This is a genomic window from Rhodococcus sp. T9N, from assembly GCF_024436645.1.
In the GTDB taxonomy this organism is placed as follows: domain Bacteria; phylum Actinomycetota; class Actinomycetes; order Mycobacteriales; family Mycobacteriaceae; genus Rhodococcus_F; species Rhodococcus_F qingshengii.
In genome coordinates, this window is the sequence record NZ_JAMSKS010000014.1 from 1 (window position 1) to 25,152 (window position 25,152).

Sequence of the window (25,152 nt, forward strand, 5' to 3'; positions counted from 1 at the left end):
CCCCCTCAAGCACAACACCCGGGGCCGCAAACTTGGGTGTCGGTCCTCGCCAAACACTACCACCGGGGGGGCTCCCCTCGATGCCCGCCCCCCCCCACTTCTTTGTCTCTATCGGTTCGACAGCTCGCCGATGTCGGAAGTCGACACCCGATTCTCGCTCTTGCCGGCATTGCGGAAAGGCATGCCGACCGTACTGAGGTCGATTCCCTTGGTCTCCTTCATGATCAGTGCGGCAACGAGGGAGAGCAGGCACAGCGCTCCTACGTATACCGAGAACACCCATCCGAGATCTCGCGAGGTCAACCAGGTGTTCAGGTATGGCGCCGTACCGCCGAAGATCGCAACGGACAGCGAGGTGGCGAAGCCGACTCCCATCGCACGTGCACGGGTCGGGACGAGTTCGGACATGAGCGCCGGATACATCGCGGACGCGCAGCACCACACCGCCAATCCCATCGCCTGCGTCACGAACAAGGTCCACGGCTGGGCGGTCAGGATAGCCGCGATCGGTAGTACGAGCACGGCGCCGGAAATGCCGAAGGCTGCCGCCATGGTACGCCGACCGTACTTGTCCGAGAGATGGCCCGAGAGTGGAAGCAGTGCCAGCACAACGAGTTGGGCAAGCAAGCTTGCAATGAAGGCTCCGTTGGGATCCATTCCCTTGGCTGAAATTGCGTACGCTGACGCGAAGGTGGCCCAAGTGTAGTAGGCCGCGTTCTGCCCAGCAGACAACATGAGGATCAGGACGCCGATCTTGACAATGTCCTTTCGTGCGATCGGAGGTGCCGAAGCTGCAGAATCCGAATTCTCCTCGAAGTGAGGCGATTCCGATGCCGCACGACGCAAGAACAATGCGTACAAGCCGAGTACGGCCCCGATGGCGAAAGCAATTCGCCATCCGTATCTGCTCATGTCGTCTTTTCCGAGGATCCCCGTCAGCAACGCTGCGACGAGAGTCGCCAGCATTACTCCGAAGGTGACAGCGGTGAATACCGAACTGCCCCAGAGCCCTCGGCGATCTCGAGGCGAGATCTCACCGACGTAGGTGTAGGACACGCCGGCCTCCCCTCCATGGGCGAGGCCCTGCGTCAGTCGTGCAATCAAGAGCGCGAACGACGCCCACACCCCAATGCTCTCGTAGCTCGGGATCAATGCAATTGCCAGGCTTGCCACGGCCATCAGGCACATCGTGAGCACCATCGTGAATTTTCGACCCTTGCGGTCCGCCAGGCGCCCGAAGACAAGGCCACCGAACGGCCGCGCCACGAATCCGACTGCGAACACCGCCAGTGTCGACAGCAGGGCAGAAGTGGGATCGCTGTCATCGAAGAAGTTCGACGCCAGGTATGTCGAGAAGATTGCGTACAGAGTCCAATCGAACCATTCGAGGATGTTTCCGGATACGGCTGCCCGGAGCGAACGGGCGCGATCTAGTTCGGGGGTTTGTTCAGGAGGTGCAGAGCTGTTCATGTGAGCCTTCTCGAGATGTCAGTATGTTTGTCGTTCAACAAGTTCGCTGGATATGGGCGTTCAGCCCATATGGAGTCCGCCGTTCACATGAATCACTTCGCCGTGCACGAAACTCGCGGCTGGACTGCACAAGAATCCGACCACGGAAGCAACCTCGGCGGCGCGGCCGAATCGACCCATCGGCGTCGAACGGATGAGGTGGTCGTTTTGGCTGTTGACCAAATTTGCAGTCATCGGTGTTTCGATGATGCCGGGCGATACTGCATTGACTCGGATCGATCCGCCCAGTTCCCAAGCGAGACTGCGAGTGAAAGCGAGTAGTCCGCCTTTTGACGCCGCGTAGTGAGCGTGATTTCGACTGCCGCGATGGCCTGCCATGGACGTCAGATTGACGATCGAGCCGCCGTCACGCATCACCGGAATGGCGGCGCGTGTCAAATACATTGCCCCGTCGAGGTTGATGGACATGACCGTCCGCCATTGCTGGTCGGTCATCAACTCCACCGACTGTTCGGGATAGATCCCCGCAGCGACGATCAGGTGGTCGATCCCCCCGAAATGCCTTTGCGCAACCGCAATGAAGTGATCATTGCTTTCAGGTGAAGCAGCATCGAGTTCGGTTGTTGCTATACGATTTCCGTCTGGATCCAGGGAAGCTCTGATCGCGGAGAGTGCTTGTGTATCCAGGTCGCCGAGTACCAGATTCGCCCCTGCTGCGTACATCTGCTCGGATACCTGCCTGGCGATTCCGCCTGCGGCTCCGGATATTGCAATGGTGCGATCGGTGAAGTCGTACAAGTCGCTTTCCTTTGATCAGCGCACTTTCGACGAACCTCCCCGCGAAGAATCAGGATTGGTGCTGTCGAAAAGTTCGGGGTGCTTTGTTAATTCGGTTCTGGTTCTTCGTATGTGGCCGGTCAGGCACCGTTCGGCATCGATCTCGTCTTTGCGCACGATGGCTTCGATCAGTAAGCGATGTTCGTAGTTGATGACCCAGGTTCGATCGGGACCCGTCAGACGGGCATATGCCCGACGGTAATGCTGAGTCGTATTCCAAAACCGCGTCACCATAGTTATCAACTGAGGAATTTCGCAACCGCTGTAAGTGAGTAGATGCAACTCCCGGTCCAGTACCAGGAATCGGTCTACGTCCTCGTTGGCTTCGATCTCGTCCTGGATACTCCAGAGTCGATCATGCACACTGCTGTTCAGATGCGGGATGCTCTCCGCCAGCGCCATGGGCTCGATACGTTCGCGAATGCGATATACGAAATCGCATTCCTGCATATCCATCGAGGACACCCACGCGCCACTGTTCGCCTTCAATTCGACCAGGCCTTCGGATTCGAGCATGCGCAGCGCTTCTCGCACCGGTAGTCGACTCGCGCCGAGTCGTTCGGCTATCTCTTCCTGGCGGATTCGAACTCCAGGGAGTAGGCGTCCGGAAAGTATGTCTTCGCGGATATGGGCAGCGATGCGGTGGCTCGCGACCGTGGTGGGGCCGTTCGCAGAATCGGCTTCGGACAACGGTGCTCCTCGAGGTGGGGGACGGGCGCAGTTCAGCTCGGCCACGGATCGAGCGGGTGCCGGAGTTCATTGTTCACTGCGGACATGCGTGACGGTGCTCGGGATGATCCGTGTCGCGAATTGGATCCAATTGTGCCTGTTCGCATGGTTGACCGCGGTTGCGATCTGGCCTGAATGCTTCACCGTTTTGGATCCAATCACTCTATTTTTCATGCCGGACAAAAGTCTCAGCACGTATGTTGCGGGGTGTTGGCCCTGTTCGTCAAGTGGGACAAGCCACATTTGTGGTCGATCGAGACTTGGGCAGGTTTGCGAATGGATCCATTCGATGGCAATGTGAGGCCCAACACGGAAAGTGGACCGCCTTGCGCGAGTCCCTCCGCGCTGTCCAGACGTGCTGCCAAAGCTTGGCCGTCCAAAGGCCTGATCCGGAGACTGACTATGACCACGCACAAGAAACTCACCGCAGCATCACCATGGGTGGAACTGGCAACATCGAACAAGGACTGGGATGCCGCCGCCCCGTCGCTTCTCGCCACGATGCTGGCTCAGACAATCTTGATCCGATCCTTCGAGGAATACGTCCTGGAGTTGGCGGGGAAGGGACTGATTCACGGTCCAGCCCACTCCAGCATCGGACAAGAGGGTGGGGCTGTGGGGTCGATCGTCGGCCTCACATCCGCTGACTCCATCAACGGTTCCCACCGCGGACATCATCAGTTCCTTGCCAAGGCGCTGGCCCACGTGGCTGTCGACGGTTTGGATCCGACCGCTGAACTTTCGCCAGAGGTCCGAACCGTACTGACCCGCAGCCTCGCAGAGATCTGTGGTCTGTCGCGCGGCTACTGCCGTGGTCGTGGCGGGTCCATGCACCTGCAGTGGAAAGAAGCCGGCGCGATGGGTACGAATGCGATCGTCGGAGGCGGGGTACCGCAAGCTGCAGGTTTCGCCTGGGCGCACCGTCAGGCTGGAACCGATGCGGTCGCAGTTACCTACTTCGGTGATGGCGCGGTCAACATCGGTTCGGTACTCGAATCGTTCAATCTGGCAGCAGCATGGGATCTTCCGATCTGCTTCTTCATCGAGAACAACCAATATGCGGTCTCCACGCATGTCGCGGAAGCGACCGGTGAACCGCGATTGTCGGCACGCGGGCTCGGGTTCAACATTCCTAGTTGGAAGGTTGACGGTATGGACCCGCTTGCGGTCCACCTCGCGATGCAGGAGGCCCTCACCCACATGCGTTCGGGTAAGGGCCCCACGATCATCGAAGCGGATGTCTATCGCTTCTTTCACCAGAACGGCCCATTCCCGGGCAGCGCTTTCGGCTATCGCACGAAGGACGAAGAAAAGGCCTGGAAAAAGCGCGATCCGCTTCGCCTGCTCACCGATCAAGTGGTCCGTCGGAAGCTGCTGACGGAAGCCGACGTAGCCGAGGCGGTCGCGCAAGCCTCCCGAGTAATGCAGGAGATCGGTGGCGAGCTGCTGGAAACAGTGCCAGGGGGCAAGCCTGGCGAGGTCAGAATCAAGACATCGGAATGGCCGGACGTGAACTTCGTCGATGTCGGGATACGTGGTGATCTCAGTGAGTTCGAGGGTGTCCGATTCGTCGAGCCAGAGGAGTTCGGCGGCGAGATGGCCGATCGGAAGTTCATCGACGTCGTGGCGGAGGTGATGGACCGTCGCATGGACGCCGACAGCTCCATCGTCGTGATGGGTGAGGACATCCATCGCTTGAAGGGCGGAACGAACGGCGCTACAAAAGGATTGGCTGATCGATACCCGGGCAGAGTGCTCGGCACTCCGATCAGTGAGAATGCGTTCGCAGGCCTCGGTGGCGGAATCGCATTGGACGGACGGTACAAACCAGTCGTCGAATTCATGTACGCCGATTTCATGTGGGTGGCAGCCGACCAGATCTTCAATCAGATCGGCAAGGCGCGACATATGTTCGGAGGGGACAGCAACGTGCCCTTCGTATTGCGCAGCAAGGTCGCTATGGGGACCGGCTACGGCTCGCAACATTCCATGGACCCTGCCGGCGTGTTTGCAACTGCCCCGGGATGGCGCATCGTCGCACCGTCCACGCCGTACGACTACATCGGCTTGATGAACAGCGCTTTGCAATGCAACGACCCGGTGGTGGTCATCGAGCACGTAGACCTATATGGCACGAGCGGCCAGGCGCCGACCGATGACTACGACTACTTCCTGCCGGTCGGGAAGGCCGCAGTGCGTCGGCGCGGAAGCGATCTCACGATCATTTCCTACCTGTCGATGGTGGGGCATTGCCTCGAGGCAGTGGATGAAATCGGGACAGTCGATGCCGAGGTCATCGATCTCCGTTGGCTCGACCAAGCGAGTATCGACTGGGACACCATTGGCGAAAGCATCAGAAAGACCAACAACGTGGTCATCGCTGAGCAAGGAGCATACGGAACGTCGTACGGCGGCTGGCTCAGTGATGAAATCCAGCGCCGATTCTTCGATTGGCTTGATCAGCCCATCCAGCGAGTGACGGGGTCTGAGGCATCGCCGAGCATCAGCAAAGTGCTCGAACGTGCGGCAATTGCACAGACGGATGAAGTGGTCGAAGCGTTGAAGAGGATCACTCGATCGTGAAGCGACCGAACCGAACCCACTCACCCTCATCGGCAGAAATTCTCTAGGAGCAATCAACCGCCATGGCGACATTACTGCGCATGCCAGAGGTGGCAGCCGGAGCTACCACCGTAATCCTCTCCGAGTGGCCGCTTGCTGTCGATTCGGAATTCGATGTCGACGAACCGTTGGCCGTTCTCGAAACGGACAAAGCGACGGTTGAGATCGAGGCCGAGTCCGCGGGTGTACTTGTACACACATTCGTCGAACCAGGGACATCCGTCGAGGTCGGTGCACCGATCGCCGTCCTCGCTGATCGGGGCGAAATCGTGAAGGATATTGCGGCATTGCTGGCCGAGTTCGGGGTCCGTGATGCCCATGGGCGCTCTGCCAAGCCTGAAACATCCACTGCTGTAGGCGAACCCGACGGTTCGTCGTCTCCGACCGTGCTGGGCGAGAAAGTGGCCGATGAGGGGGCGCCGCGAATTTTCGCGAGTCCCTTGGCGCGACGCCTAGCGGAATCGGCAGGGCTGAACCTCGGTGACATCGTGGGATCGGGCCCGAACGGACGCGTCGTACGTAACGATGTCGATGCCGCAATAGCAGCAAAGACCGCTTCGGCACAGGCCGTCGCAGTGAAAGATGCTGGTGTGAAGGGCGCTGGTGTCAAAGGCCATGGCTCTGCCTTCACGGACACACCGCACACCAGACTTCGTCGTGCAATTGCTGCTCGGCTGACATCGAGTAAGCAGAGACAGCCCCATTTCTACATCTCTGGTTCTGCGCGGGTCGATGCGTTGCTGGAGGCGCGCAGGCAGCTCAACGAAGTCAGCGCTTCCAAGGTGTCGGTCAACGATCTGTTGATCAAAGCGATGGCGAAGGCGCATACGCTGGTGCCGGAGATGAACTCGATCTGGGTCGAAGACGCAGTGAGAACCTTTGCCGAGGTGGATATTTCGATCGCGATAGATTCCGATCGCGGGTTGCTTACTCCCGTTCTGCGCGGGGTCGACGCCATGTCCATTTCCGAAATTGCCAGCGCTACAAAAGATTTAGTAGCGAGAGCAGGTGCAGGGAAGATTCGGCAGGACGAACTCGAAGGTGGGTCGACGACGATCTCGAACCTCGGGATGTTCGGGGTCGAGGAATTTTCGGCCATAATCAACCCTCCTCAATCGTCGATTCTTGCAATTGGAGCAGCGACCGAGCAGCCCGTTGTCGTGGCGGGACGGCTGGAGGTCGGGACGGTCCTGCGAGTGATTCTCTCGGTTGATCATCGTCCGATCGACGGGGCGATCGCCGCGAAGTGGATGAAGCATTTCACCACAGTTCTCGAGAACCCGATCCAGATCTTCGGCTGAGCAGACATCGCGAGAAAGTGGGAGGCACAGGTATGAATTCACACTACGACGTGGTCGTACTCGGAGCTGGGCCCGGTGGCTACGTTGCGGCCATCAGGGCCGCGCACCTGGGGCTCTCCACTGCTGTGGTCGAGGAAAAGTACTGGGGTGGCGTATGTCTGAACGTCGGATGCATTCCGTCGAAGGCACTGCTACGGCACGCGGAGATTGCGCACCTGGTGACCGACGGAGCCTCGATGTTCGGAATCGAAGGTGTCACTTCGGTTGACTTCGGGGTTGCGTTCGACCGCAGTCGATCTGTTGCGGACGGCCGAACCAAGGGCGTCAATTACCTGATGAAGAAGAACGGTATTCGGCAGTACAACGGTCGCGGCGTATTTCGTGGACCGAATACCCTCGAGGTATCGGGTGGCGATTCCGCGACGATAACTTTCGACAACGTGATTATCGCCAGTGGAGCAGAGCCACGGCTACTTCCAGGCACGACTCGCAGCGACAATGTAGTCACGTATGAGGAGCAGATTCTCACTCGCGAGCTGCCGAAGAGCGTGGTCATCGCCGGTGCAGGAGCGATCGGTGTGGAATTCGCCTATGTCCTGAACAGTTTCGGAGTTGACGTCACGCTGGTCGAGTACGCAGAGCGGATCCTTCCGCTGGAAGATGCGGATGTATCTGCCGAACTGTCGAAGCGATACAAGAAATCCGGGATCACGATTCTGGTTTCCACTTCGGTGGAGGAGATCGTCGATTCGGGTGGACAGGTCAAGGTAGTAGTGAGGCAGGGTGGCGAGGCGCGAACGCTGCTCACGGACAAGGTGATCCAAGCGATCGGATTTGTTCCGCGGACCGACGGCTACGGCCTCGAGACGACAGGCGTCGAACTGACCGAGCGAGGAGCCGTGATGGTCGACGAGTACATGCGTACTTCAGTGCCCGGAATCTTCGCAATCGGCGACGTCACCGCACAGTTGATGCTCGCTCACGTCGCAGAGGCCCAGGGCGTGGTCGCGGCTGAGACGATTGCCTGCGTAGACACCGTCCCTGTCGACTACCCGATGATTCCCCGCGCAACTTTCTGCCAACCCCAAGTTGCCAGCTTCGGATGGACGGAGCAGCAAGCGAGGGACAAGGCCGGCACCATGGGCTGGGATGTCAAGGTGGCTACCTTTCCGTTCAGTGCCAACGGCAAGGCGCATGGTCTAGGGGACGCTGTCGGGTTCGTGAAGCTGATCAGCGACGATACGTACGGTGAGTTGCTCGGTGGACATCTGATCGGACCGGAAGTGACCGAGTTGTTGCCAGAGTTGACGCTCGCTCAGAAATTCGAACTGACAGTTGAAGACCTCGTACGCAACGTTCACGCTCACCCGACACTGAGTGAGGCGCTGCAGGAGGCTTTCCACGGGCTTGCCGGACACATGATCAATCTGTGAACGGACTGATGTTGAATTGGTCCGATAACCGAACCGAACGAGGAGTGGCAAGTGATAGGCGTCAAGGCAGACTCGCTCCCTGAGCCCCTGCGGGGAAACCCGGTGGCACAGATCGCCATGATTGTGCCTGATCTGGAATCGGCCGTTGCACTGTGGAGCGGCATTCTCGGCCGAGACGATTGGTCGATCTACACGTATGGGCCCGACAACGTTCCGGAGTTGAGCTACCGAGGTGAGGAAGGACGGTTCGGCATGCGCTTGGCTTTTGTCGGTGTCGGTCCCCAAATCGAGCTGATCGAACTCCTCGAGGGCCCCAGCTCGTACCACGAATGGCATTCGCGTCACGGTTTCGGATTGCACCATCTGGGTTTTGTCGTCCCGTCGATCAAGGACGCGATGATCGAAATGGCGGAACACGACCTCGATTTGATTCAGTCGGGGTACGGCTATGGGGCGAACGGGGACGGAGGTTTTGCGTACTACGACACTCAGGATTCGGTCGGCGCGATTGTCGAGCTCATCGAGGTTCCATCGATCCGACGACCATCCGAGGTTCTGTAGAAGCCGCGTCGATCAGCGCGGTGTAGACACGCTCCGGTTCTTCGGCGATGCGATTGAGTACGTACAGCCACCACTGTGTTCCGAAGATGACGTATTCGCGTGTGGTGAAGCCCGCTCCTCGGAGTGCGTCCAGTTGCTCGGTGCCGAGGCCGAGCAGCATCTCGAACTCGACGTGCTCGCCTCTGAGCTTCGAATCATGTTCGGCGCGTAGTGCTTCGAGGATGTCGCGGTCATGTGTCGCGATGGAGACCTGGTGACCCGAGTCGACGATTCGGGCTGCGTAGTCGAGATACGCGCTGCGCAGTTCGGCACTACCGCGTGGGTAGGCGACGGACTCGGCTTCGAGGAAGGCGCCCTTCACGAGACGGATGCGACCGGGTCGGTTCAGCAGAGCGGCGAGATCCTTTGCCGTGCGGTGCAGTCGGGCCTGAACGGTGATCCCCACGTGAGTGAAGCGCTCGGCCAGTCGCGCGTGCATGTCGAGAACCAGGTCGGTGCGATCGGAGGCTTCGGCGGAGATGATCAGCTCGGCACCTGCGCGTTCCGTGGTCTCGGCCAGGCGCACGACATTGCGAAAGCACTGCTCTGGATCGATCACCAAGCCGATGTGCGAGAGGTCGAACGACACGGTGCTGTCTACGCCCGACGTTCCGATCAGTTCCGCCAATTCCACGAACACATCGGTTTCGGCGTTCGCGAGTTCGGGATCCCGGACGCTTTCCCCGGTGTATTCGATGCTCGCCTTATGTCCTCGCGCGAAGATCGAGGGGAGTCGGTCGAAAGCGTCGTCGATGGTTTCGCCGCCGATGTAGCGAGCGGCGACTTTCCGTGCGAGTGCTGCCGTCGCAGCGTCCGCCATGGTGCGTTCTTTCAGGGATTCGTCGAGTGCGAGGCGGCGTAGGACGTCCGCGGCCTGGGCTTGTAGATCCGTGTTCACGGCTTCAGCGTATCCGGACGAGGTTGCGGGAATTATTCTACGCACCCTTGCGTTCGATCTATTGTCGATATATCGTCGATACGTCAAACAAACACAGACAGTCCAGGAGGACAACATGTACGCCCCACACAACAACCCAGAAATGCAAGAACGTCGCGAGCATGGCCGCCGAGGCCCGCATCGTGGACACGGTTTCCGTCGAGGATTCGAGGGCGAGCGACCCGAGGGTCGCTTCGAAGACCGAGCAGAAGGACGCCCCGAAGGCCGGCGCGGTCGACTTGACCAGCGCGGACACGGTCGGCCTCACTTCGGTGAAGCCGGCGCAGCGCTCCGTCCCGCGATGGGCCTACTCCGAGGTGCCGCTGTCGCGGTAGCCGCAGGTGGGACCGCCGAGCAGGTAGCCAAGGCCGAGGCAATTCTCGCCGAGGCACGCCGAGCACTGTTCGAGATGCTGGCGGAAAAGTCGGCTGACGCGCAGCAGGCTCACACAGAATCTACCGACACGCTGCCGGCAGAGTGATCACGGCGCTCAGGCGCCGACGGTGACTTCCTCGCTGTTCATGCCGGAAACGTGGCCGTCGGCGCCCTCTCGCCAGTACCCGACAACATTGTGCTTGTCGCGAGCAATTCCTCGAACTTCCCTCAGATGCTTACGAATGCGACGGCTTGTTGCGCTTTCGCACGCCACCCACGCGTAGATGTCGGCCGATTCGGATTCGGGAAACTCGACCTTCTCCACAGCCTCGAACAGTGCGCTCGGCGCCTTTCCGAGGCCACTCCCCACGAGCCACGTGTACGTGACGTCGCCGCGAGTGACAAATTCCTGTCGATCCTCTTCGGTTTCGACCTCGATGATCGCCTGTGCGACATCGCCCTTTCGAAGTTCTTCGACAATCCTGCCCAGTCCGGGGAGACCCGTGGCGTCTGCGACCAGCAGCTGCCAGCGAGGACCCGCCGGTGCTTGGTAGTGGGACCGCGAACTGTCCGACCAGAAGACGCCTAGTAGGTGACCTGGTTCGGCCCGCAGGGCCCAATCCGCTGCAATACCGCCAGGGTGCACGACGAAGTCGATGTCCAGACGTCGGCCGCCGTCGTGCACCTTGCGCACGGTGTAGTGCCGCCACGGTGGCTCGGTTCCGAGATCGGCCTTGCCGTAGTCGGGATTGTTGAAGTAGTCGTATTCTGCTTCTGTTTCACCGGGTTTCGGGAACGCGAGGTCGATGCGCTCGTCGCCTTGTCCGCCGGTCGGCCAGTGCCAGTCGCCTTCTGCCTCGATGCTGATTCGCCGCATGTGCGGGGTCAGGGACGTGACGGTGACAACGCGGGCGGGTTCGCAGAAAGACATGCCTCGACCCTATGGGTCCGGCGTGTCGAAGTGGAGACAGATGCTGTCGCAAGACGGACATCGAGCGCAGCTGAAAACGCCAGCGTATGCCCCGGGGCATGATTCTTCCCCGGTGCACACGCTGGCCTTTTCAGTTATGTCGGTTCACGCCGCTGTCGGTGGGCTGTTCCCGCCGATCGGCTGTTGATACGGATCAACCGACATCGGTGGATAGAACACCGATTTCCGATCCGGGCCGATCTCCACCCGCCATTCCGTGTGGTGCAGCGTCCGGTGGTGATGACCGCACAACAAGATCAGATTGTCGAGATCCGTTGGGCCGCCATCGTTCCAGTGAACAATATGGTGGGCATCGCACCACCCCGACGGAGTTCCGCACCCGGGAAACGCACACCCGCCATCACGAACCGCCAACGCTCGCCGCTGCGGCACCGTCGCCGTTCTCGCTTCTTTGCCGCAGTCGAGCGGAACACCATTCTCATCCAACAAGATCCGCGTCACGGTGCAGTCGCACGCCAACATCCGTGCGGTGTCGATACTGATCGGGCCCACCCAATCCGTCCACGCAAACCCCAGTTCCTGAGTCGACGGCAAGAGGTCCTTCAAGGCTTTGAGGTCGGTCATGTCTTTCGCGGACGCGGTGACCGTGATGTGCGGTTTCACCCCGCCTTCGATCGGACCCAACCCCGCCCGCTCGTACCGCCGCAGTAGTTCGCAAAACCCGTCCGCCCGCCGTAGCGCCGGCGTGCGGGTGTCCTTGACGCCGTCTTTCTCCGGTGTCGGAGCCGACAGACTCGACAACAACGTGATCAGACGGGCCCCGTTCACAGCATCCAGATCACCCTTCACCGACACGCGCCCGTACAGGCCTTTCGACGCGTAGAACTCGTTACGTTCGGAATCCTCACCGACCGGAACACCGTCCTCGCGCTTGCCGTACTGCTTCTCGATCCGGCGGATCGCCGCCCGCACCGCATCACAATCAGCAATGTTCTTCGACGCCAGGCCAAGCAGAATCCCGCGGGCCTTGTCCACATCCGCCGGCGTCATGTTCTTCGGCGGATGCTGACAGAACGACGCAACCTGACGGGCTTTCAACGCATCCACGTCACCGCGGTGAAACGCATCGCCGACAACAGGTTCGAGCATCAGCAACCGCGCCAACCCGACCAGCAGACTGCACTCACCGATCTCCAAATTCGTCGACCCGTGCAACCACTGCGCGATCGCCCGAAAACCCTTCCCACCGAGAACCTCCCGGGAAAACATCTCCACGATCAGCAACACCAACCGCGACTGCAACTCGTGCCGGACACGCACCAGATCGAGAACCTCACTCTTGAGGCCCTCACCATCCAGCTGCCACGCTTCCCGACTGTCCATGCCCAAAGTCTAATCGAACAAAGTTTCGAACACAATAGAATTGCGAGCGAAAATTGCTGCTGTCCAGCTACTTTCGACAATTCGGGCAAATGTCAGATCGAACCCAGCTCCCGCGCACGAGCTACCGCCGACGTCCGCGACTTCACTCCCAACTTGCCGAAGATGTGAACCAGATGCGATTTGACCGTGGTCTCACTCAGGAACAGTTCTTTGCCGATCTCTCGGTTGGAGCGACCCGCCGCCACCAACTTCAGAACTTCGATTTCCCTTGGGCTGAGGCTGGTTTCGGGTTTGCGTACCCGAGTCATGAGCTTCGACGCGATGGCGGGGGAGAGAACGCTGTCCCCGCTCGCAGCGGCACGGACGGCTGACAGCAACTCGACCGGTGGTGTGTCCTTGAGTAAGTACCCGCTGGCCCCGGCCTCGACAGCGCTCAAGATGTCTGCATCCGTGTCGTAGTTGGTCACGACGAGTACGTGCGGCGGATTCGGCAGCGCGCACACCGCGCGGGTGGCGTCGACGCCCGTCTTCCCGGGGCCGAATCGCAGGTCCATGAGCACGAGGTCGACCGGCGTGGTGGCGCAGAAGGCTATGGCTTCCTCGGCGGTGCCCGCTTCGCCGACTACCTCGATGTCGGCTTCGCTTTCGAGCAGCGCTCGTAACCCGGCGCGCACGATCGCGTGATCGTCGGCGAGCAGCAGGCGGATCACGGTTCGCCGACTTCGAGAGGAAACGTCACTGCGACGGCCGTGTGTCCCGGCTCGGACTCGATGGAGAAAGTCCCGCCCTGCAGTTCGACGCGTCGGCGAATTGCATTGAGGCCGAAAGATTCCGCCGGGCCACGTTCGAGAACTGCCACGTCGAAACCGTGACCGTTGTCGACCACGTCGAGGCTGACGGTGTCATCGGAATAGGTCAGTGTCACAGCCATTCTGGTTGCATCGGCATGGCGGAGAACATTGGACACCGCGCCCTGAGCGATGCGTACCAATGTTGCTTCGAGGGGCATCGGCAGCCGCACTGCCTCGCCTTCGACCACGGAGCGCGCTTCCAGTTCAGGACTGCTCGCGCGTTCGCAGATTCGACGAAGCGCGTCGGCGAGCGACTGACCGTCCAAGGCCGCGGGCGTCAATTCGGCTATGAGTTGGCGGGTTTCGGCAAGACTGTCCGCGGCAGTTTCCCGTGCGAGGCTGATCTGACGGATGGCCGGGCTGTCCGGATCGGCGCGTTCGGCAGCGTGAAGGAGCATCTGGATGCTCGAAAGTCCCTGGGCCACGGTGTCGTGAATCTCGGCGGCGAGTCTTTCACGTTCCGCGAATTTTCCGGCATCGCGAGACGTCGACGCCAATTCTTCACGAGTATTCATCAACTCGTCGATGAGACGACCGCGCTCGGCTGCCTCGCGGTACAGAGCTTGATATCCGAGACCGATAGCAACGGCTACGGCGGCGCCGATGATCGGGCCGACGGCGCCGGCCACCGTCCACCCGCGATGCAATCCGGTGCCGATCACGGCGACAGCCGTTGCCGCGGTGACGGCGAGAAGACTCCAGGGGCGTCGCAGAATATGGAGATAGAGGAAGAAGAGTCCGAACGCGAGGTAGGCGGCGTCGGCGGATACCGCCATCGTCGCGATCCAGACGAGGGTCAGCACGGCCAGCCACCAGCGGGCAGCGTTGCCGCGCAGCCTTTTGGCGACCCCGAAAAGATAGACGGCAACGAAGATCACGGCCAACGCGATGATTGTTGCGGTCAGGTCGGATTCGTCGATCAGCGCTCGAAGAAACACCACACCGGCCAGCGCCATGACAAGGACATGCAGGCCCAGTTGTAGGCCGGCGAAGACAGGCGTGAGCGGCGATCGGTGCATCTCGCCCAGCTTAGCGAGGTTCGGGCCTGGTTCATCCATCAAAAGTTGTAAACCGGGATGGTTCTTTCGAGCGCTGGAATGTCGATCCGAGGTGCGATGGAAAGAGTCTGCATCCGCGAGAGCGTAGAGGCAAGCACAGGAAAGGAATTCACAGTGTTTGTCGCAATGAGGGACTTACGGGCAGCGCGAGGTCGTTTCGCGCTGATCTCCGTCGTGGTTCTGTTGGTTGCACTTCTGGTCAGTTTTCTCAGCGGGTTGACTGCAGGACTTCGCCATCAGAACGTGTCGGCCATCGAGGCCATGAATGCCGACACGGTGGTGTTCGCCGACACCGGAGCCGGGGCGTCGTTCGACGAGTCGGCGCTCACGCAGGACCAGGTCAACGCTTGGACCTCCACGTCGAAGGACGTCGATCCCATCGGAATCGGTCGCGGGAAAGCGGGATTGGCCGACGGAAATCAGAAGTCGGTGGCCCTGTTCGGCGCTGATGGCGGTTTCGGTGACGTGACGCCGTCGGCGTCAGGCACTGTGGTGTTGAGCGAAGGTGCCGCCCGCGAACTGGGGGCGGGCGCCGGCGATCAGGTGAGCGTCGGTACGAAGCAGTTCACCGTCAGCGCCGTTCGCGGTGACGACTGGTACAGCCATTCGCCCGTCGTCTGGATGACGCTCGACGACTGGCAGGCGGCCAATCCACGCGGCGGAGTTGCGACAGTACTGGCTGTCACCGGAGCCTCTGACGCTTCCGCAACGGACAAGGCGGCTGCGACGACGTCGACGACGGTCAGCGGTTCGCTCGACGCGATCGGTTCGTACAAGTCGGAGAACGGGTCGTTGACGTTGATGACGCTCATGTTGTTCGCGATCTCAGCCCTGGTGATCGGTGCGTTCTTCACGGTGTGGACGATCCAGCGAACTCCGGACATCGCGACGCTGAAAGCGCTCGGTGCGACTACCGGTTCGCTGGTGCGCGACGCACTGGGTCAGGCGCTCATCGTTCTGATTGCCGGTGTCACCGTCGGAATCGGGCTGACGGCCGTGGCCGGATCGCTGATCGGTGACGCCATGCCGTTTGTCCTGGACGCATCCACCACCGTCGTACCTGCCGTGGCATTGATCGGGCTCGGTCTGCTCGGCGCGGCCTTTGCACTTCGATTCCTCTCGACCACCGATCCACTCACAGCATTGGGGAGCGCACGATGACCATGACAACCGGCACCACAGTTCTCGACATCCAGAACGTCGATCTGACGTTTCCCGATGGGCAATCGCGGGTGACGGCGCTGGACGACGTGTCTCTGCGACTGCACCGCGGCGAGATCGCCGCGATCACCGGGCCTTCGGGTTCGGGCAAGTCCAGCCTGTTGGCGGTGGCGTCGACGCTGATCCGTCCGGATTCCGGGCACGTCTATCTCCGGACGCCGGAAGGCAGCACCGACATCGCTGCGCTGAGTCGGCGGGCGGCGTCGGAGCTGCGACGCTCGTCGATCGGCATCGTCTTCCAACAGTCGAACCTCGTGTCTTCGCTGACTGCACTGGAGCAGCTCGAGGTGATGGCGCATCTGGGGCAGTCCGTGTTCACGTCACGGGCCCGTCGCAAGGCCGTGAAATCAAAAGCGATGGATTTGCTGGACGCTGTCGGGCTCGCGGATCAGAGCGGAAAACGGCCGTCCCAGCTGTCGGGAGGGCAGCGACAGCGCGTCAATCTCGCGCGAGCATTGATGAACGATCCGCAGCTTCTCGTGGTCGACGAGCCCACGAGTGCGCTCGATCAGGAGCGCGGTGCCGCTGTCATGGATCTGATCATCGGGGTGGTGCGGGAACGCGAGGCGGCAACCCTTCTCGTGACACACGACCGAAGTCACCTGTCTCGGATGGATACTGTCTATCGTGTTGTTGACGGTTCCTTGGCGGAGGATCAGGAGGCGCTCGCGGCGTGACTCAGGCGGGCACGATTCGGGCATTCGTCACTGCATCCGGGCGGGAAGTCAACCCGCGATTTGCTGGGCAGTTAGACTGTTGTCGACTCGGGCAACTTGAGAGGACGTGTTATGGAACGCCGCCGCAACGTTGCGCAGCCGCCACAATCGCCGATTGCGGATCTGGAGCAGATGCCTGCCCTGATTCTCCTCGACAGGCTTCCGGTGCCGGTCATGGCCGTTCACCGCGATGGCAGCATCGTTTTTGCCAACCCGTCTTTCGCTGACATGCTGGGATATCCCAAGAAGGCCGTCTCGGCGTTGCGTTTGCAGGACATCCTCTACGACAAGGATGCCGACGACGTCAGTGCAGAGCAGGCTCATCGTGAACTGAGTTCCGAGCCGGGCTCGGTCAAGGAGTTCGTGCACTCCGACTCCACGTTGGTGCGCGCGACGGTCAGTCAGTCTCTGCTCCGACGGGACGACGACACGATCACCCTTGCCGTCCTCCACGATCTGACGGAGCGCCTGTGGAACAACCCACGGCACATCGACGACAAGCCCACCAAGTAATCCCAGCTACTTCCGGGATTTGACGGTTCGGTCCAGGCCGAGGGTGGCGGCAAGGGTGTTGACCACCCATTCTTCGTACTGTTGGCCGGTCCAACCCGCGCCGACCACGAGGTCTGTATAGGTCTCGGGACTGAGCAGCGTGAGTGCGACGTTCACGGCTGTTTCGAGGTCGACGGTTGGCGCTTTTTCGACGATGCCGACCATCAGATGTTCCTGCACCGTGCGTCGCTGAGTGCGGTTGATTTGCCACAGGCGGGCGGCGTCCTCGTCGGCGGAAGCGGCAGCCCGCAGCGCCAACAGGATGTCTGCGGTGCGCTCCAGAATGAGCCGTCCGTGGTGAACCTGAATCCGGAGTTGCCCGAGTGGATGTGGGGCGCCGAGTGCTGCCGCCACCCACGGACGGTCGAGAGTTGCCGTCTTTTCCTCGTCGCCCGCAACGGCCACGTCGAGCAGTGCTGACAGCACGCTCGGCTTGTTGCCGAACACAAAATAGACACTCTGCACCGACACGCCCGCCGCCGCGGCAAGCTGCTTGATCGTGGCGGCCGCGTAGCCGGGATCGACAAAAACCTCACGCGCTGCCTCGATGATCTTGCGCCGCGCCGACGTGTCTTCCCGAAGAACCTCAGTCATGATTAGAGTCTAACTCTAGAGTCGAACTCTAGCGACTCGGGAGGCGAAGTAATGACGAAGGTTCTTGTACTCGGTGGCTACGGTGCCGTCGGGATTCCCCTGATGAAACAACTCGCGAAGGTCCCCGAAATCTCCGCGTACTCCGCCGGCCGTGACCCTGCCCGCGCGGACGTCGTCGTTGATCTTAAAGAACCAGGCGCGTATTCGACTGTGGTTCGAGACTTCGATGTCGTGGTGAATGCGTCGGGTTTCGAGGATGTTCGCCTGGCCGACGAAGCGGTACGCGGTGGGGCGGCATTCGTCGACATCACGGCGACCTCGAGCTACTGCGAAGAATTGGAAGCGGTCGACGGACCCGTTCTCATGGGCGTCGGGTTGGCGCCGGGATTGACCAGTGTCCTTGCAACCGAGGCGCATCGACTCGGCGACGGACCCGTGGACATCCTGATCGGCCTCGGCGGTGGAGAACTACACGGGCCGGCCGCAACGGCGTGGACGTACGGGATGTTGGGCACGAGGTTTCCTGATCCCGACGGACGATCGGTCCGCAACTACACCGGGATGAAGACGTTTCGAATACCGGCCGATGCGACCGGCTACCGCACCGGTCCTGCTGTGCGGGCCGACTTTTCGGACCAGCATGCGTTGACACGAGACCTCGGTGTTCCGGTCAGGACGTACCTGCGATTGGACACGTCCACCGCGACGCTCGGACTTGCGGCCATGACGTGGGCACCCGCGCTACAGAAGGTCGTGCCGAAGAAGCTGTGGGGCTCGGATCGTTGGGTAGCGATGGCCCGAGCGGATACCGGCCCGGCGCTGTGGGTTTCGGGGCGTAGCCAGTCGGTCGCGACGGCAGCTATCGCCGCGCGCGCCGTGCAGGTGATTCGGGATGCCGCGATCTCGAAGCCGACGTGGTTCCACGCGGTGGAAACCACCGAGTCGTTGCAAGCGGCGGTTCCCGAACTGTCAGTGCGGCAATGGGATGGTGCGAGCCGATCGTCCGGCAAGACTGTCCACTAGTCGGGGCGAGCCGAGAAACGGCAATCCGGCGGCCGCATTGGTGAGACAACCGGGTACGACGACGCGGACGACGTGCAGGCCGGCGTGGAGAACATCAGTTGTGGTGAGATCGACCCATGCCGGCCGGAAACCGGCTGCCGTCAGAGCGCTTTCGGTGCCGGCGGCTGATGTCAGAGAGTCGAGTCCCACCTCGCCGACGACGGCACCGACCAGCTCACTCTCGAATCGTGCTTGGATCTTCGGGTCCAGGTGAAGTTGCAGGTGGCATCCGTAGTCCATCACGTCGGCAAAATCCGATCGGTAGGCGCCTGCATAGCTTCGGTCAGCTCGCCAAGGCGCAAGCGGACTGGTCGGGGAGGCCGCGGCTCGACCGATGCCGCTCTCCGGGTTGTCGTAGTCGGCGGAAAGCAGCTGCAGCTGAAGCGCTTCGCCGAGTGACTTGAACGCAGCCGTCTGCGCTTCTTCGTGGCAGGCGGTACCGATGGTCGAGTATCCGGTGAGTGCGTCGTGGACGAGGGCGCCGAGCACCGGGATCCCGAAATCGCTGTCGAATGACAACCACCTGGTCGAGAGGGTGCCGTGATTCCCCAGTCGACGAAGCACCTCAGGAATGCCGGTGACGATCCGAACGCCGCGTCTTCCGGTCCAGGACAACGTCATCGCGTCGCGCTCGACTATCTCGCGCAGTGCATTCCGTATCGCGAATTCCGTCGTGGGACCGGCGGCGAGACCCGCCTGAGCTACTGGAGAGATCGCCGGACCCGTCCGGGCGACGAAATGAGGATACGAACCCCAGACGAGTTCGGCCGGTATCCAGACATCCGAACCCGTGATCAGGTCGGCTCCGCGAGTCCAGTCCATCTCCAGATCGTCGGTTGGTTCGACGAACGGGAACTGTGGCCGCGCGTACTGGGCAGCGTCGAAACGCGCGAGTTGTGACAGCTCGATGCTTGCTCCGATCAACGCTTCGGCGGACCCGCGGACGATCGGTTTGGCGACGATGTTGCCGCAATATCGTTCCACCGCTTCGCCTATCGCAGCTGCGGTAGGCCGCGCACGGTTGCCCAGATCGAAGCAATATCCGGCGCCCGCCGAGTCGCTGGACCAGGGCGAAAAGCGCGCCGAATCGCAGACATACGAGTGAATCAGCTTGAACTCGGGCGGAAAGTGCAGGGGAACAACGGCGTCGACCAGCTCTCGAATGATCCCAGTTCGGCGGTCGACGAGCAAAGTTCTCATGCGAGGGGGACCGGCAGATGCAGATGGGTGGTGGATGCGCTGGTCAATCTGCTACCTCCAAGAAGGGGAAAAGCTGCCGGCGCATTGTTGTAGAGGCCGGGAGACAGGACGCGGACGACGTGCAACCCGGCAATCGAGATGTCGCGAGTGGTGAGATCGACGGAAAGCGGCTGGTGTCCTCGGGACGTCAGGAGAGCAATCAGAGAAGTCAGATTCAGCGGCGCCTCGTCGGGAATCTCTGATACCGAGCGTGTTTCGGTGTAGTCGAAGAGATGCTCTTCCGCTGCCCCAGCCATCACGGGATCGAGATACAGCTGGGCGACGGTCGGCAGATCGACGACGTCCTTCCACTGCGCATCGAATTCGTCTCGGTAACGACGGTCGGCCCGAAAGGGTTTGTACAGGTGCGCCGGCAGCGTTCCGTCCGCCACGCTGCGCCAGGTCGGCCCGTCGGGGTCGGCGAGGTCGATCGTGATGGCAAGTACGGCGTACGCCTCGACAAGCGCCTTCGAGACTGCCGCCTCCACCGTTGGTCGACAAGCTGTGCCCAGCGCGACCAATCCACGTCGGTCATCCCGGATCCACACTGCGGCGACGGGAATGCCGAAGGGGGAGGGAAGCAGAAGCACTCGAACGCTCCGAGTGTCGCTCTCCAGATCCCCGAGTTGGCGGTGCACAGGTAACCGCTCCCAGTCGGCGAGTTCGATTGCCGGCTGTGACCGGTCCCCGCACCACCACAGCGCGGTGGCATCGCGTTCGAGAAGTTCCAGCAGAGCTGACATCTCGGCCTCGGCGCGTGAGCGTCCCGCGGCGATTCCGGCGTACTGCAACGACGCGATCGGTGGTTCGCCGCGACGGGTGCCGGTGTGGTACCCGAGATAGGTCAGGGTGGCTGGCACATAGGTGGGCACTTTTTCGTCCATGGTGTGACCGAGTACCCAGCGAATGTTCAGATCAGAGGTGAAGGGAACAAAGGGGAATCCGGGCAGGCGGTACTGATCCTCGCTGTACAACGCAAATTTCGCCGGATCGACGACCCGTGAGCCTGCCAGTTCCAGCGCTGACGCACTGCTGCGGATCAGATCTTCGGGGACCACGTTGCCGCAATATCTTTCGACAGCCTCACCGGTTGCCGCCCCGCGGGCCGCTGCGTCGTTGCGTATCGAAGCCCCGAATCCGTAAGGGTCCGCGCGAAACAGTGAACCGCTGCCGCCGAAGTTTCTGGTGTCGGCCACCCTCGCGGCCCAACCGACCCAGCCCGTCGGCATGTCCGAGCGAATGTGTGGTTCCAGTGAGGTCAGCACGCCGCTTCGGGCGTCGACCAGCAATTCATCCACCGGCAGTTCCTCCGAGCATCGGCAGGGTCAACGACCCGGAAAATGATTGGTGCAGTGCGGTACTGCGTGTTCCTCGATAGCGATCACCGTCTCCGAGATTGCGTGCGAGCCGTGGGAAGTCCGAGCCGGCGATCCGCAGCGTCAAGACATCACCCGCGCGCACAGTGTGCAACACGGGATCCAGATCGATTGTCACCATCGTCGGCTGCAGGCTGACACCCGCGCCACGAGCGATCGATCTCGTGACTCCAGTGGGATCGACGACGCTCAGTTCGGCGATCCAATCGGCTTCGCCCTGGGGTGAATGTACTTTCAGCTCCACCGAGGGTGTTCCGGAGAGTACGGAGTCGTGCTTGATATCGAAAGTCCATACAACACAGTTGTTTCGGTCCCCTGAGGCTTCATACAGGAAGCTGTGGGCTGCGTCCTTCCGATCTGGTTCGAGACGAATCCGGTTCGCACCCGTGACATACGGTTCGGTCGACCATTCGCCGGCACCCCGGTCGAATACCCGATTGATGGTCACGGGCCGCGCCGAGAATATCGATTCCATCCACTCGACCTGAAGGCGGCCGAAACTTGTCTCGCCGACCCTTCCCGGGCGGAGGTCGTGCGCCCAGGGACCCACGATCAAACTTTGCGGCCCCCGCCACACGGATGCGAAGTGCCGCAGTGTCTCCCGAACCATCGCATCGTCCCAACCGCCGATGTGCAGCCCGGCGACGTCGAGTTCGGAGAGTTCGTCCGCGGACACCAGATCATCGCCACCGAAGTCTTCGCGCTCACGAGCGCGACGGATCGGCGTCAACCAGCCCGGTGAATCGGAGGTCAGGCCAACCTCCTCGATCATCGACTGCACCGGGAGATGTTCCAGCAAAGACGAATCCGAGCGCATCAGGGCAGGGATGAAACCCTCACGAGAGGAAGACGAATCTCCGTGCTCGCCCCACCACGCCAGATGCTCGGCGAGGAGAAGTATCCCCGAGGGATCACGTTTGACGCGGTCGCTTCCGATGGTCGGCACTTTGGAGACGACGCCGCGAGCACGAAATGCCCGATCGGCGCTGTTGGTCTCGGCAGCAAACGCCCACGCAGTTCCTGCCGCATACGAAGCCCCGCTCGCGATGACGCACTCCGGTGTCCACGGCTGATCCTGCAGCCACTCGGCAAGGGCGGCACCGTCCTCGCGCTCGTGGACGTAGGGTTCCCAAGATCCGGTGGAATCGTGCCGTCCACGTACGTCCTGACAGATGAATGCAATTCCTCGCGATCGCCATTCGAGCCCCTCGGCCAGATGCCACCCGCGTCCGTACGGGGTGCGGATCACGATCAGTCCCCGAGGTGAAGAATCTGGGAGAAGCACATCCGTAGCCAGCGAAGAGCCGTCTGCCGCCGGGATCTTCACTCCGAGTGAGATCACCGGAGCGTCGGCGAAGGCTCGAGAACGCCGCCCGGCAGAGGTAGCACGGGATGGCGAGTCATCATGAGGGTTCGTGGATTCATCCGGATCTGGTGGTGAAGGTGTGATGGCGGTGCGCCGTAAGAACTAGCCACGACGTCCGAACATGCAAGTGCACTGACCATTGCGGCTGCGGTGGGTGAAAGTCCAAGCGGACGACGTTCGCTGTCGGCGAGGTGGTTCCACAGAGCCAGCAGGTGATCAGGTACACGTGACGCGGCTAGCCGCCGACCGCAGACGTCCCGGTAGCTCGCGCTGTCGATGCCGTCGAAGAAGGGACCGATGCAGATCTCACCCAGCTCCGCGTGGACGCGTTGCCACGGAGTTCGGCTGTGGCGGCACCAGGTATCGAGTTCCGACCACGCGTCGTGAGGAGGAGCGTCGGCAACCGACAGTACGAGGTCCGACGACGCAACGTCGTCTTCGATTGGCGCAGTAGTGGATACGACCTCGAGATGCGGAAGAGCCTTGGAGAGCAGGGCGATGCAAGCATCGGCAACGGGCCCGATCCCGTCCATCAGCACACGCTGTGGGCGCGGAATCTCCGGCGCTTGACCCGGAACAACCAGCACGCCGCGAGAGACGAGGGCGTCGGCGATCTCGATAGCTCCCGGGCCGAGCACCGAACCAGAGCGCCTGAGAAAGTTGTCGAGTTCCGCGAGGTCTTCGGCCGGCGCGCCGATCGTGACCGCGTTCTCGTCCGGTGTCAGGTAATGCCAAGTGCCGTCCGGGGTCGGATACAGCTGGTGTCCGTCGGCGAGGGCGTACACGGATCTCCTTGTCGGTGCCCGCACCCGACGAGTCGGATGCGGGCGGGGTCATCGGCAGATCAGACTGTCGAAACAGTCTGGATCAGGGGAGGTTTCAGCTCTGGAAGCTGAACGGGTTGTCGACGAGGGCGTTGGTGCCCACACCCTGCAGGGCGTGTGCGGACGTTGCCTCGGCAACCGGCTCGAAGGTGAACGGGTTGTCGACGAGAGCGTTGGTGCCGACGCCCTGGAGTGCATTGGCCGGAGCCGAGTTGGAGACGCTGTCGAACGAAATGTTGCTCATTGTCATCCCTTCCGTAATGGAAACCATTTCCATTACGATGCTACCGTACGAAAGATCGCCACGGAGAGCAACAGGTACAAGAGAGTGCATACATGAGCGAGACCCCGACGACGGGATCCGTCGAAGCGCAACCACATGTCTTTCGGGACAGATCGTTTCGATTGTTCTTCACGGCTCGTACGATTGCCGTAGCCGGTGCGGCGGTCACCGGAGTGGCCATGCCGATCCTGGTGTTCGACATCAGCCGGTCTCCGTTTCTCACCTCGCTCGCGGCTGCGGGGACGGTTCTGCCGTATCTCGTGTTCGGCTTGTTCGCCGGCGCCGTGGCAGACCGAGTCAACCGACGGACGGTCATCCTGTGTGCGCAGGCCGTTGCTGCACTTGCCTTGGCGAGTATTCCGGCAGCGCAGGCACTCGGCGTATTGACGGCGTGGCATGCCGTCGGCGTATCGATGTGCATCGGAACGTGTTTCGTGTGGTTCGACGCCGCTGCTTTCGGAGCGCTGCCTGCTCTGGTCGGTCGGCAGAGGATACCGGCGGCCAACAGTGCGCTGTGGACGTCCAGCACGCTGATCGATGTTGTCTTTCCGGCGATAGCCGGCGTGCTCGTGGCCTCGATCGGCCCGGCCTACGCATTGGGTGCTGATGCACTGGCTTACGTACTGGCCGGGCTGGCCATGGCCTCGATCGGAGCCTCGTTTTCGATTACTCCTGCGGCGCCGAAGAAGTCGGGAACCGGAATTGCGCGTGACATACGCGAAGGCCTCAACTTCCTCTGGCAGTCGCCGCTTCTGCGGGCCTTGACCGGCGTCGGCTTCGTCAATTCGCTGACGCAGGGTGCGGTTACGGCTCTCCTCGTGGTGTACGCGTCCGAGAGGCTGGGGATTGCGACGTCGAGTCCGATGATCGGTGCCGTGTGGACGGCCGTCTCCGTGGGTGGAGTGGTCGGCGCACTCGTGCTTCCACGGCTACCGGCGCGGTGGCCGGTCGGGGCGATCACGGTCGGGGCGCTGACCATGGGCCCGGTGGTGCTGTTCGTCGTTGCGACAACCGGCAATACCGGCGCCGCGATCACGGCGCTCGTCGTCTACTCCGGCTGTGCGACCGTCACCATCCTCAATGGCATCGGTGCACGTCAGCGCCTGACTCCGGATCGTCTGCAGGGGCGCGTGAACACCACGGCGAGGATGGTCGCCTGGGGTGGTTCGCCGGTCGGCGCCTTGATTGCCGGGGCAATCGCAGGACGCTGGGACATCGGCACTGCCTACCTCGTTGCGTGCATCTTTGCGCTGGTCGGGGCGCTCTTCGCGTGGGCGAGCGCGCTGCGGACCGACCCTTACTCGCACAGATGAGCATGTGACTATTAATGAAAACGACTGTCGTTATGGTTAGATCCACCTGTTCATGACTGCGAACCCCACCTACTCAGGA

General features: G+C 61.5%; 24 protein-coding genes. 10 read left to right on the plus strand and 14 right to left on the minus strand.

From position 1 onward, the window contains the following. Nucleotides 1-108: 108 nt before the first annotated feature. The 3 genes from M1L53_RS21475 to M1L53_RS21485 are packed head-to-tail and all read right to left on the minus strand — an operon-like array spanning nucleotide 109 to nucleotide 2,997. Complete coding sequence (locus M1L53_RS21475) at nucleotides 109-1,470, minus strand: MFS transporter (protein WP_007735867.1); 1,362 nt, start codon at nucleotides 1,468-1,470, stop codon at nucleotides 109-111. A gap of 60 nt (nucleotides 1,471-1,530) precedes the next feature. Next, nucleotides 1,531-2,268 (minus strand): SDR family NAD(P)-dependent oxidoreductase, encoded by a 738-nt coding sequence (locus tag M1L53_RS21480; RefSeq protein ID WP_003943612.1) that lies wholly within the window; start codon nucleotides 2,266-2,268, stop codon nucleotides 1,531-1,533. A 15-nt stretch (nucleotides 2,269-2,283) separates the two neighbouring features. Continuing rightward, nucleotides 2,284-2,997, minus strand: a complete 714-nt coding sequence (locus M1L53_RS21485) for a GntR family transcriptional regulator (RefSeq protein WP_003943535.1) — start codon at nucleotides 2,995-2,997, stop codon at nucleotides 2,284-2,286. A 441-nt stretch (nucleotides 2,998-3,438) separates the two neighbouring features. Between M1L53_RS21485 and M1L53_RS21490 the strand changes: the two genes are divergently transcribed. From M1L53_RS21490 to M1L53_RS21505, 4 genes are all read left to right on the plus strand, one after another. After that, the gene (locus M1L53_RS21490; protein WP_003943588.1) at nucleotides 3,439-5,619 is read left to right on the plus strand and encodes a thiamine pyrophosphate-dependent enzyme; all 2,181 of its coding nucleotides are present in this window, start codon (nucleotides 3,439-3,441) and stop codon (nucleotides 5,617-5,619) included. A gap of 80 nt (nucleotides 5,620-5,699) precedes the next feature. Next, nucleotides 5,700-6,959, plus strand: a complete 1,260-nt coding sequence (locus tag M1L53_RS21495) for a dihydrolipoamide acetyltransferase family protein (RefSeq protein WP_261949268.1) — start codon at nucleotides 5,700-5,702, stop codon at nucleotides 6,957-6,959. A gap of 32 nt (nucleotides 6,960-6,991) precedes the next feature. Next, nucleotides 6,992-8,392 (plus strand): dihydrolipoyl dehydrogenase, encoded by a 1,401-nt coding sequence (gene lpdA, locus M1L53_RS21500; protein WP_054188705.1) that lies wholly within the window; start codon nucleotides 6,992-6,994, stop codon nucleotides 8,390-8,392. Between the two features lie 51 nt (nucleotides 8,393-8,443). Then, nucleotides 8,444-8,953 (plus strand): VOC family protein, encoded by a 510-nt coding sequence (locus M1L53_RS21505; protein WP_037130945.1) that lies wholly within the window; start codon nucleotides 8,444-8,446, stop codon nucleotides 8,951-8,953. Here the strand turns inward: M1L53_RS21505 and M1L53_RS21510 are convergent. Further along, nucleotides 8,910-9,890 carry a proline dehydrogenase family protein gene (locus M1L53_RS21510; protein ID WP_054188704.1) on the minus strand — a complete coding sequence of 327 codons (981 nt, stop codon included), beginning with the start codon at nucleotides 9,888-9,890 and terminating at the stop codon, nucleotides 8,910-8,912. The two genes, M1L53_RS21505 and M1L53_RS21510, sit on opposite strands and share 44 nt — an antisense overlap. Nucleotides 9,891-10,005: 115 nt before the next feature. On the opposite strand from M1L53_RS21510, the gene M1L53_RS21515 reads away from it, so the two are divergent. Next, a complete protein-coding gene (locus tag M1L53_RS21515) occupies nucleotides 10,006-10,410 on the plus strand; it encodes a hypothetical protein (protein ID WP_231915904.1) in 405 nt (134 codons plus the stop codon). 9 nt (nucleotides 10,411-10,419) lie between these two features. Here the strand turns inward: M1L53_RS21515 and M1L53_RS21520 are convergent, their stop codons facing one another. From M1L53_RS21520 to M1L53_RS21535, 4 genes are all read right to left on the minus strand, one after another. Continuing rightward, on the minus strand, nucleotides 10,420-11,235 hold the full coding sequence (locus tag M1L53_RS21520) for a siderophore-interacting protein (RefSeq protein ID WP_047272699.1): 816 nt from the start codon (nucleotides 11,233-11,235) through the stop codon (nucleotides 10,420-10,422). 144 nt (nucleotides 11,236-11,379) lie between these two features. Next, nucleotides 11,380-12,618, minus strand: a complete 1,239-nt coding sequence (locus M1L53_RS21525; protein WP_054188703.1) for an HNH endonuclease signature motif containing protein — start codon at nucleotides 12,616-12,618, stop codon at nucleotides 11,380-11,382. 92 nt (nucleotides 12,619-12,710) lie between these two features. Beyond that, entirely contained in the window at nucleotides 12,711-13,328 is a 618-nt protein-coding gene (locus M1L53_RS21530) for a response regulator transcription factor (RefSeq protein ID WP_003943536.1), read from the minus strand. Continuing rightward, nucleotides 13,325-14,527 (minus strand): sensor histidine kinase, encoded by a 1,203-nt coding sequence (locus tag M1L53_RS21535; protein WP_054188702.1) that lies wholly within the window; start codon nucleotides 14,525-14,527, stop codon nucleotides 13,325-13,327. The genes M1L53_RS21530 and M1L53_RS21535 overlap by 4 nt, the downstream gene beginning before the upstream one ends. A 114-nt stretch (nucleotides 14,528-14,641) precedes the next feature. Between M1L53_RS21535 and M1L53_RS21540 the strand changes: the two genes are divergently transcribed. From M1L53_RS21540 to M1L53_RS21550, 3 genes are all read left to right on the plus strand, one after another. Continuing rightward, complete coding sequence (locus M1L53_RS21540; protein WP_042920776.1) at nucleotides 14,642-15,688, plus strand: ABC transporter permease; 1,047 nt, start codon at nucleotides 14,642-14,644, stop codon at nucleotides 15,686-15,688. After that, entirely contained in the window at nucleotides 15,685-16,425 is a 741-nt protein-coding gene (locus tag M1L53_RS21545) for an ABC transporter ATP-binding protein (protein WP_003943539.1), read from the plus strand. The genes M1L53_RS21540 and M1L53_RS21545 overlap by 4 nt, the downstream gene beginning before the upstream one ends. A 111-nt stretch (nucleotides 16,426-16,536) precedes the next feature. Next, nucleotides 16,537-16,977, plus strand: coding sequence for a PAS domain S-box protein (locus tag M1L53_RS21550; RefSeq protein WP_003943598.1), 441 nt, complete (start codon nucleotides 16,537-16,539; stop codon nucleotides 16,975-16,977). A 6-nt stretch (nucleotides 16,978-16,983) separates the two neighbouring features. Here M1L53_RS21550 and M1L53_RS21555 read toward each other — a convergent pair whose 3' ends face one another. Continuing rightward, on the minus strand, nucleotides 16,984-17,610 hold the full coding sequence (locus tag M1L53_RS21555) for a TetR/AcrR family transcriptional regulator (protein ID WP_003943606.1): 627 nt from the start codon (nucleotides 17,608-17,610) through the stop codon (nucleotides 16,984-16,986). 51 nt (nucleotides 17,611-17,661) lie between these two features. On the opposite strand from M1L53_RS21555, the gene M1L53_RS21560 reads away from it, so the two are divergent. Beyond that, on the plus strand, nucleotides 17,662-18,633 hold the full coding sequence (locus tag M1L53_RS21560; protein WP_037130941.1) for a hypothetical protein: 972 nt from the start codon (nucleotides 17,662-17,664) through the stop codon (nucleotides 18,631-18,633). Here M1L53_RS21560 and M1L53_RS21565 read toward each other — a convergent pair. The 5 genes from M1L53_RS21565 to M1L53_RS21585 form a co-directional block, all read right to left on the minus strand. Then, a complete protein-coding gene (locus M1L53_RS21565) occupies nucleotides 18,580-19,872 on the minus strand; it encodes a YcaO-like family protein (protein ID WP_054188701.1) in 1,293 nt (430 codons plus the stop codon). The genes M1L53_RS21560 and M1L53_RS21565 overlap by 54 nt on opposite strands. Beyond that, complete coding sequence (locus M1L53_RS21570; protein ID WP_054188700.1) at nucleotides 19,869-21,209, minus strand: YcaO-like family protein; 1,341 nt, start codon at nucleotides 21,207-21,209, stop codon at nucleotides 19,869-19,871. Before M1L53_RS21570 ends, M1L53_RS21565 begins: the two co-directional genes overlap by 4 nt. Beyond that, the gene (locus tag M1L53_RS21575) at nucleotides 21,202-22,629 is read right to left on the minus strand and encodes a CocE/NonD family hydrolase (protein ID WP_054188699.1); all 1,428 of its coding nucleotides are present in this window, start codon (nucleotides 22,627-22,629) and stop codon (nucleotides 21,202-21,204) included. Before M1L53_RS21575 ends, M1L53_RS21570 begins: the two co-directional genes overlap by 8 nt. After that, the gene (locus M1L53_RS21580) at nucleotides 22,626-23,438 is read right to left on the minus strand and encodes a hypothetical protein (RefSeq protein WP_054188698.1); all 813 of its coding nucleotides are present in this window, start codon (nucleotides 23,436-23,438) and stop codon (nucleotides 22,626-22,628) included. Before M1L53_RS21580 ends, M1L53_RS21575 begins: the two co-directional genes overlap by 4 nt. A gap of 94 nt (nucleotides 23,439-23,532) precedes the next feature. Then, nucleotides 23,533-23,721: a streptamidine-related RiPP repeat protein gene (locus M1L53_RS21585; RefSeq protein ID WP_003943543.1), complete on the minus strand. Its 189-nt coding sequence runs from the start codon at nucleotides 23,719-23,721 to the stop codon at nucleotides 23,533-23,535. Between the two features lie 92 nt (nucleotides 23,722-23,813). On the opposite strand from M1L53_RS21585, the gene M1L53_RS21590 reads away from it, so the two are divergent. Next, nucleotides 23,814-25,073: an MFS transporter gene (locus M1L53_RS21590; RefSeq protein WP_054188697.1), complete on the plus strand. Its 1,260-nt coding sequence runs from the start codon at nucleotides 23,814-23,816 to the stop codon at nucleotides 25,071-25,073. Nucleotides 25,074-25,152 lie beyond the last annotated feature (79 nt).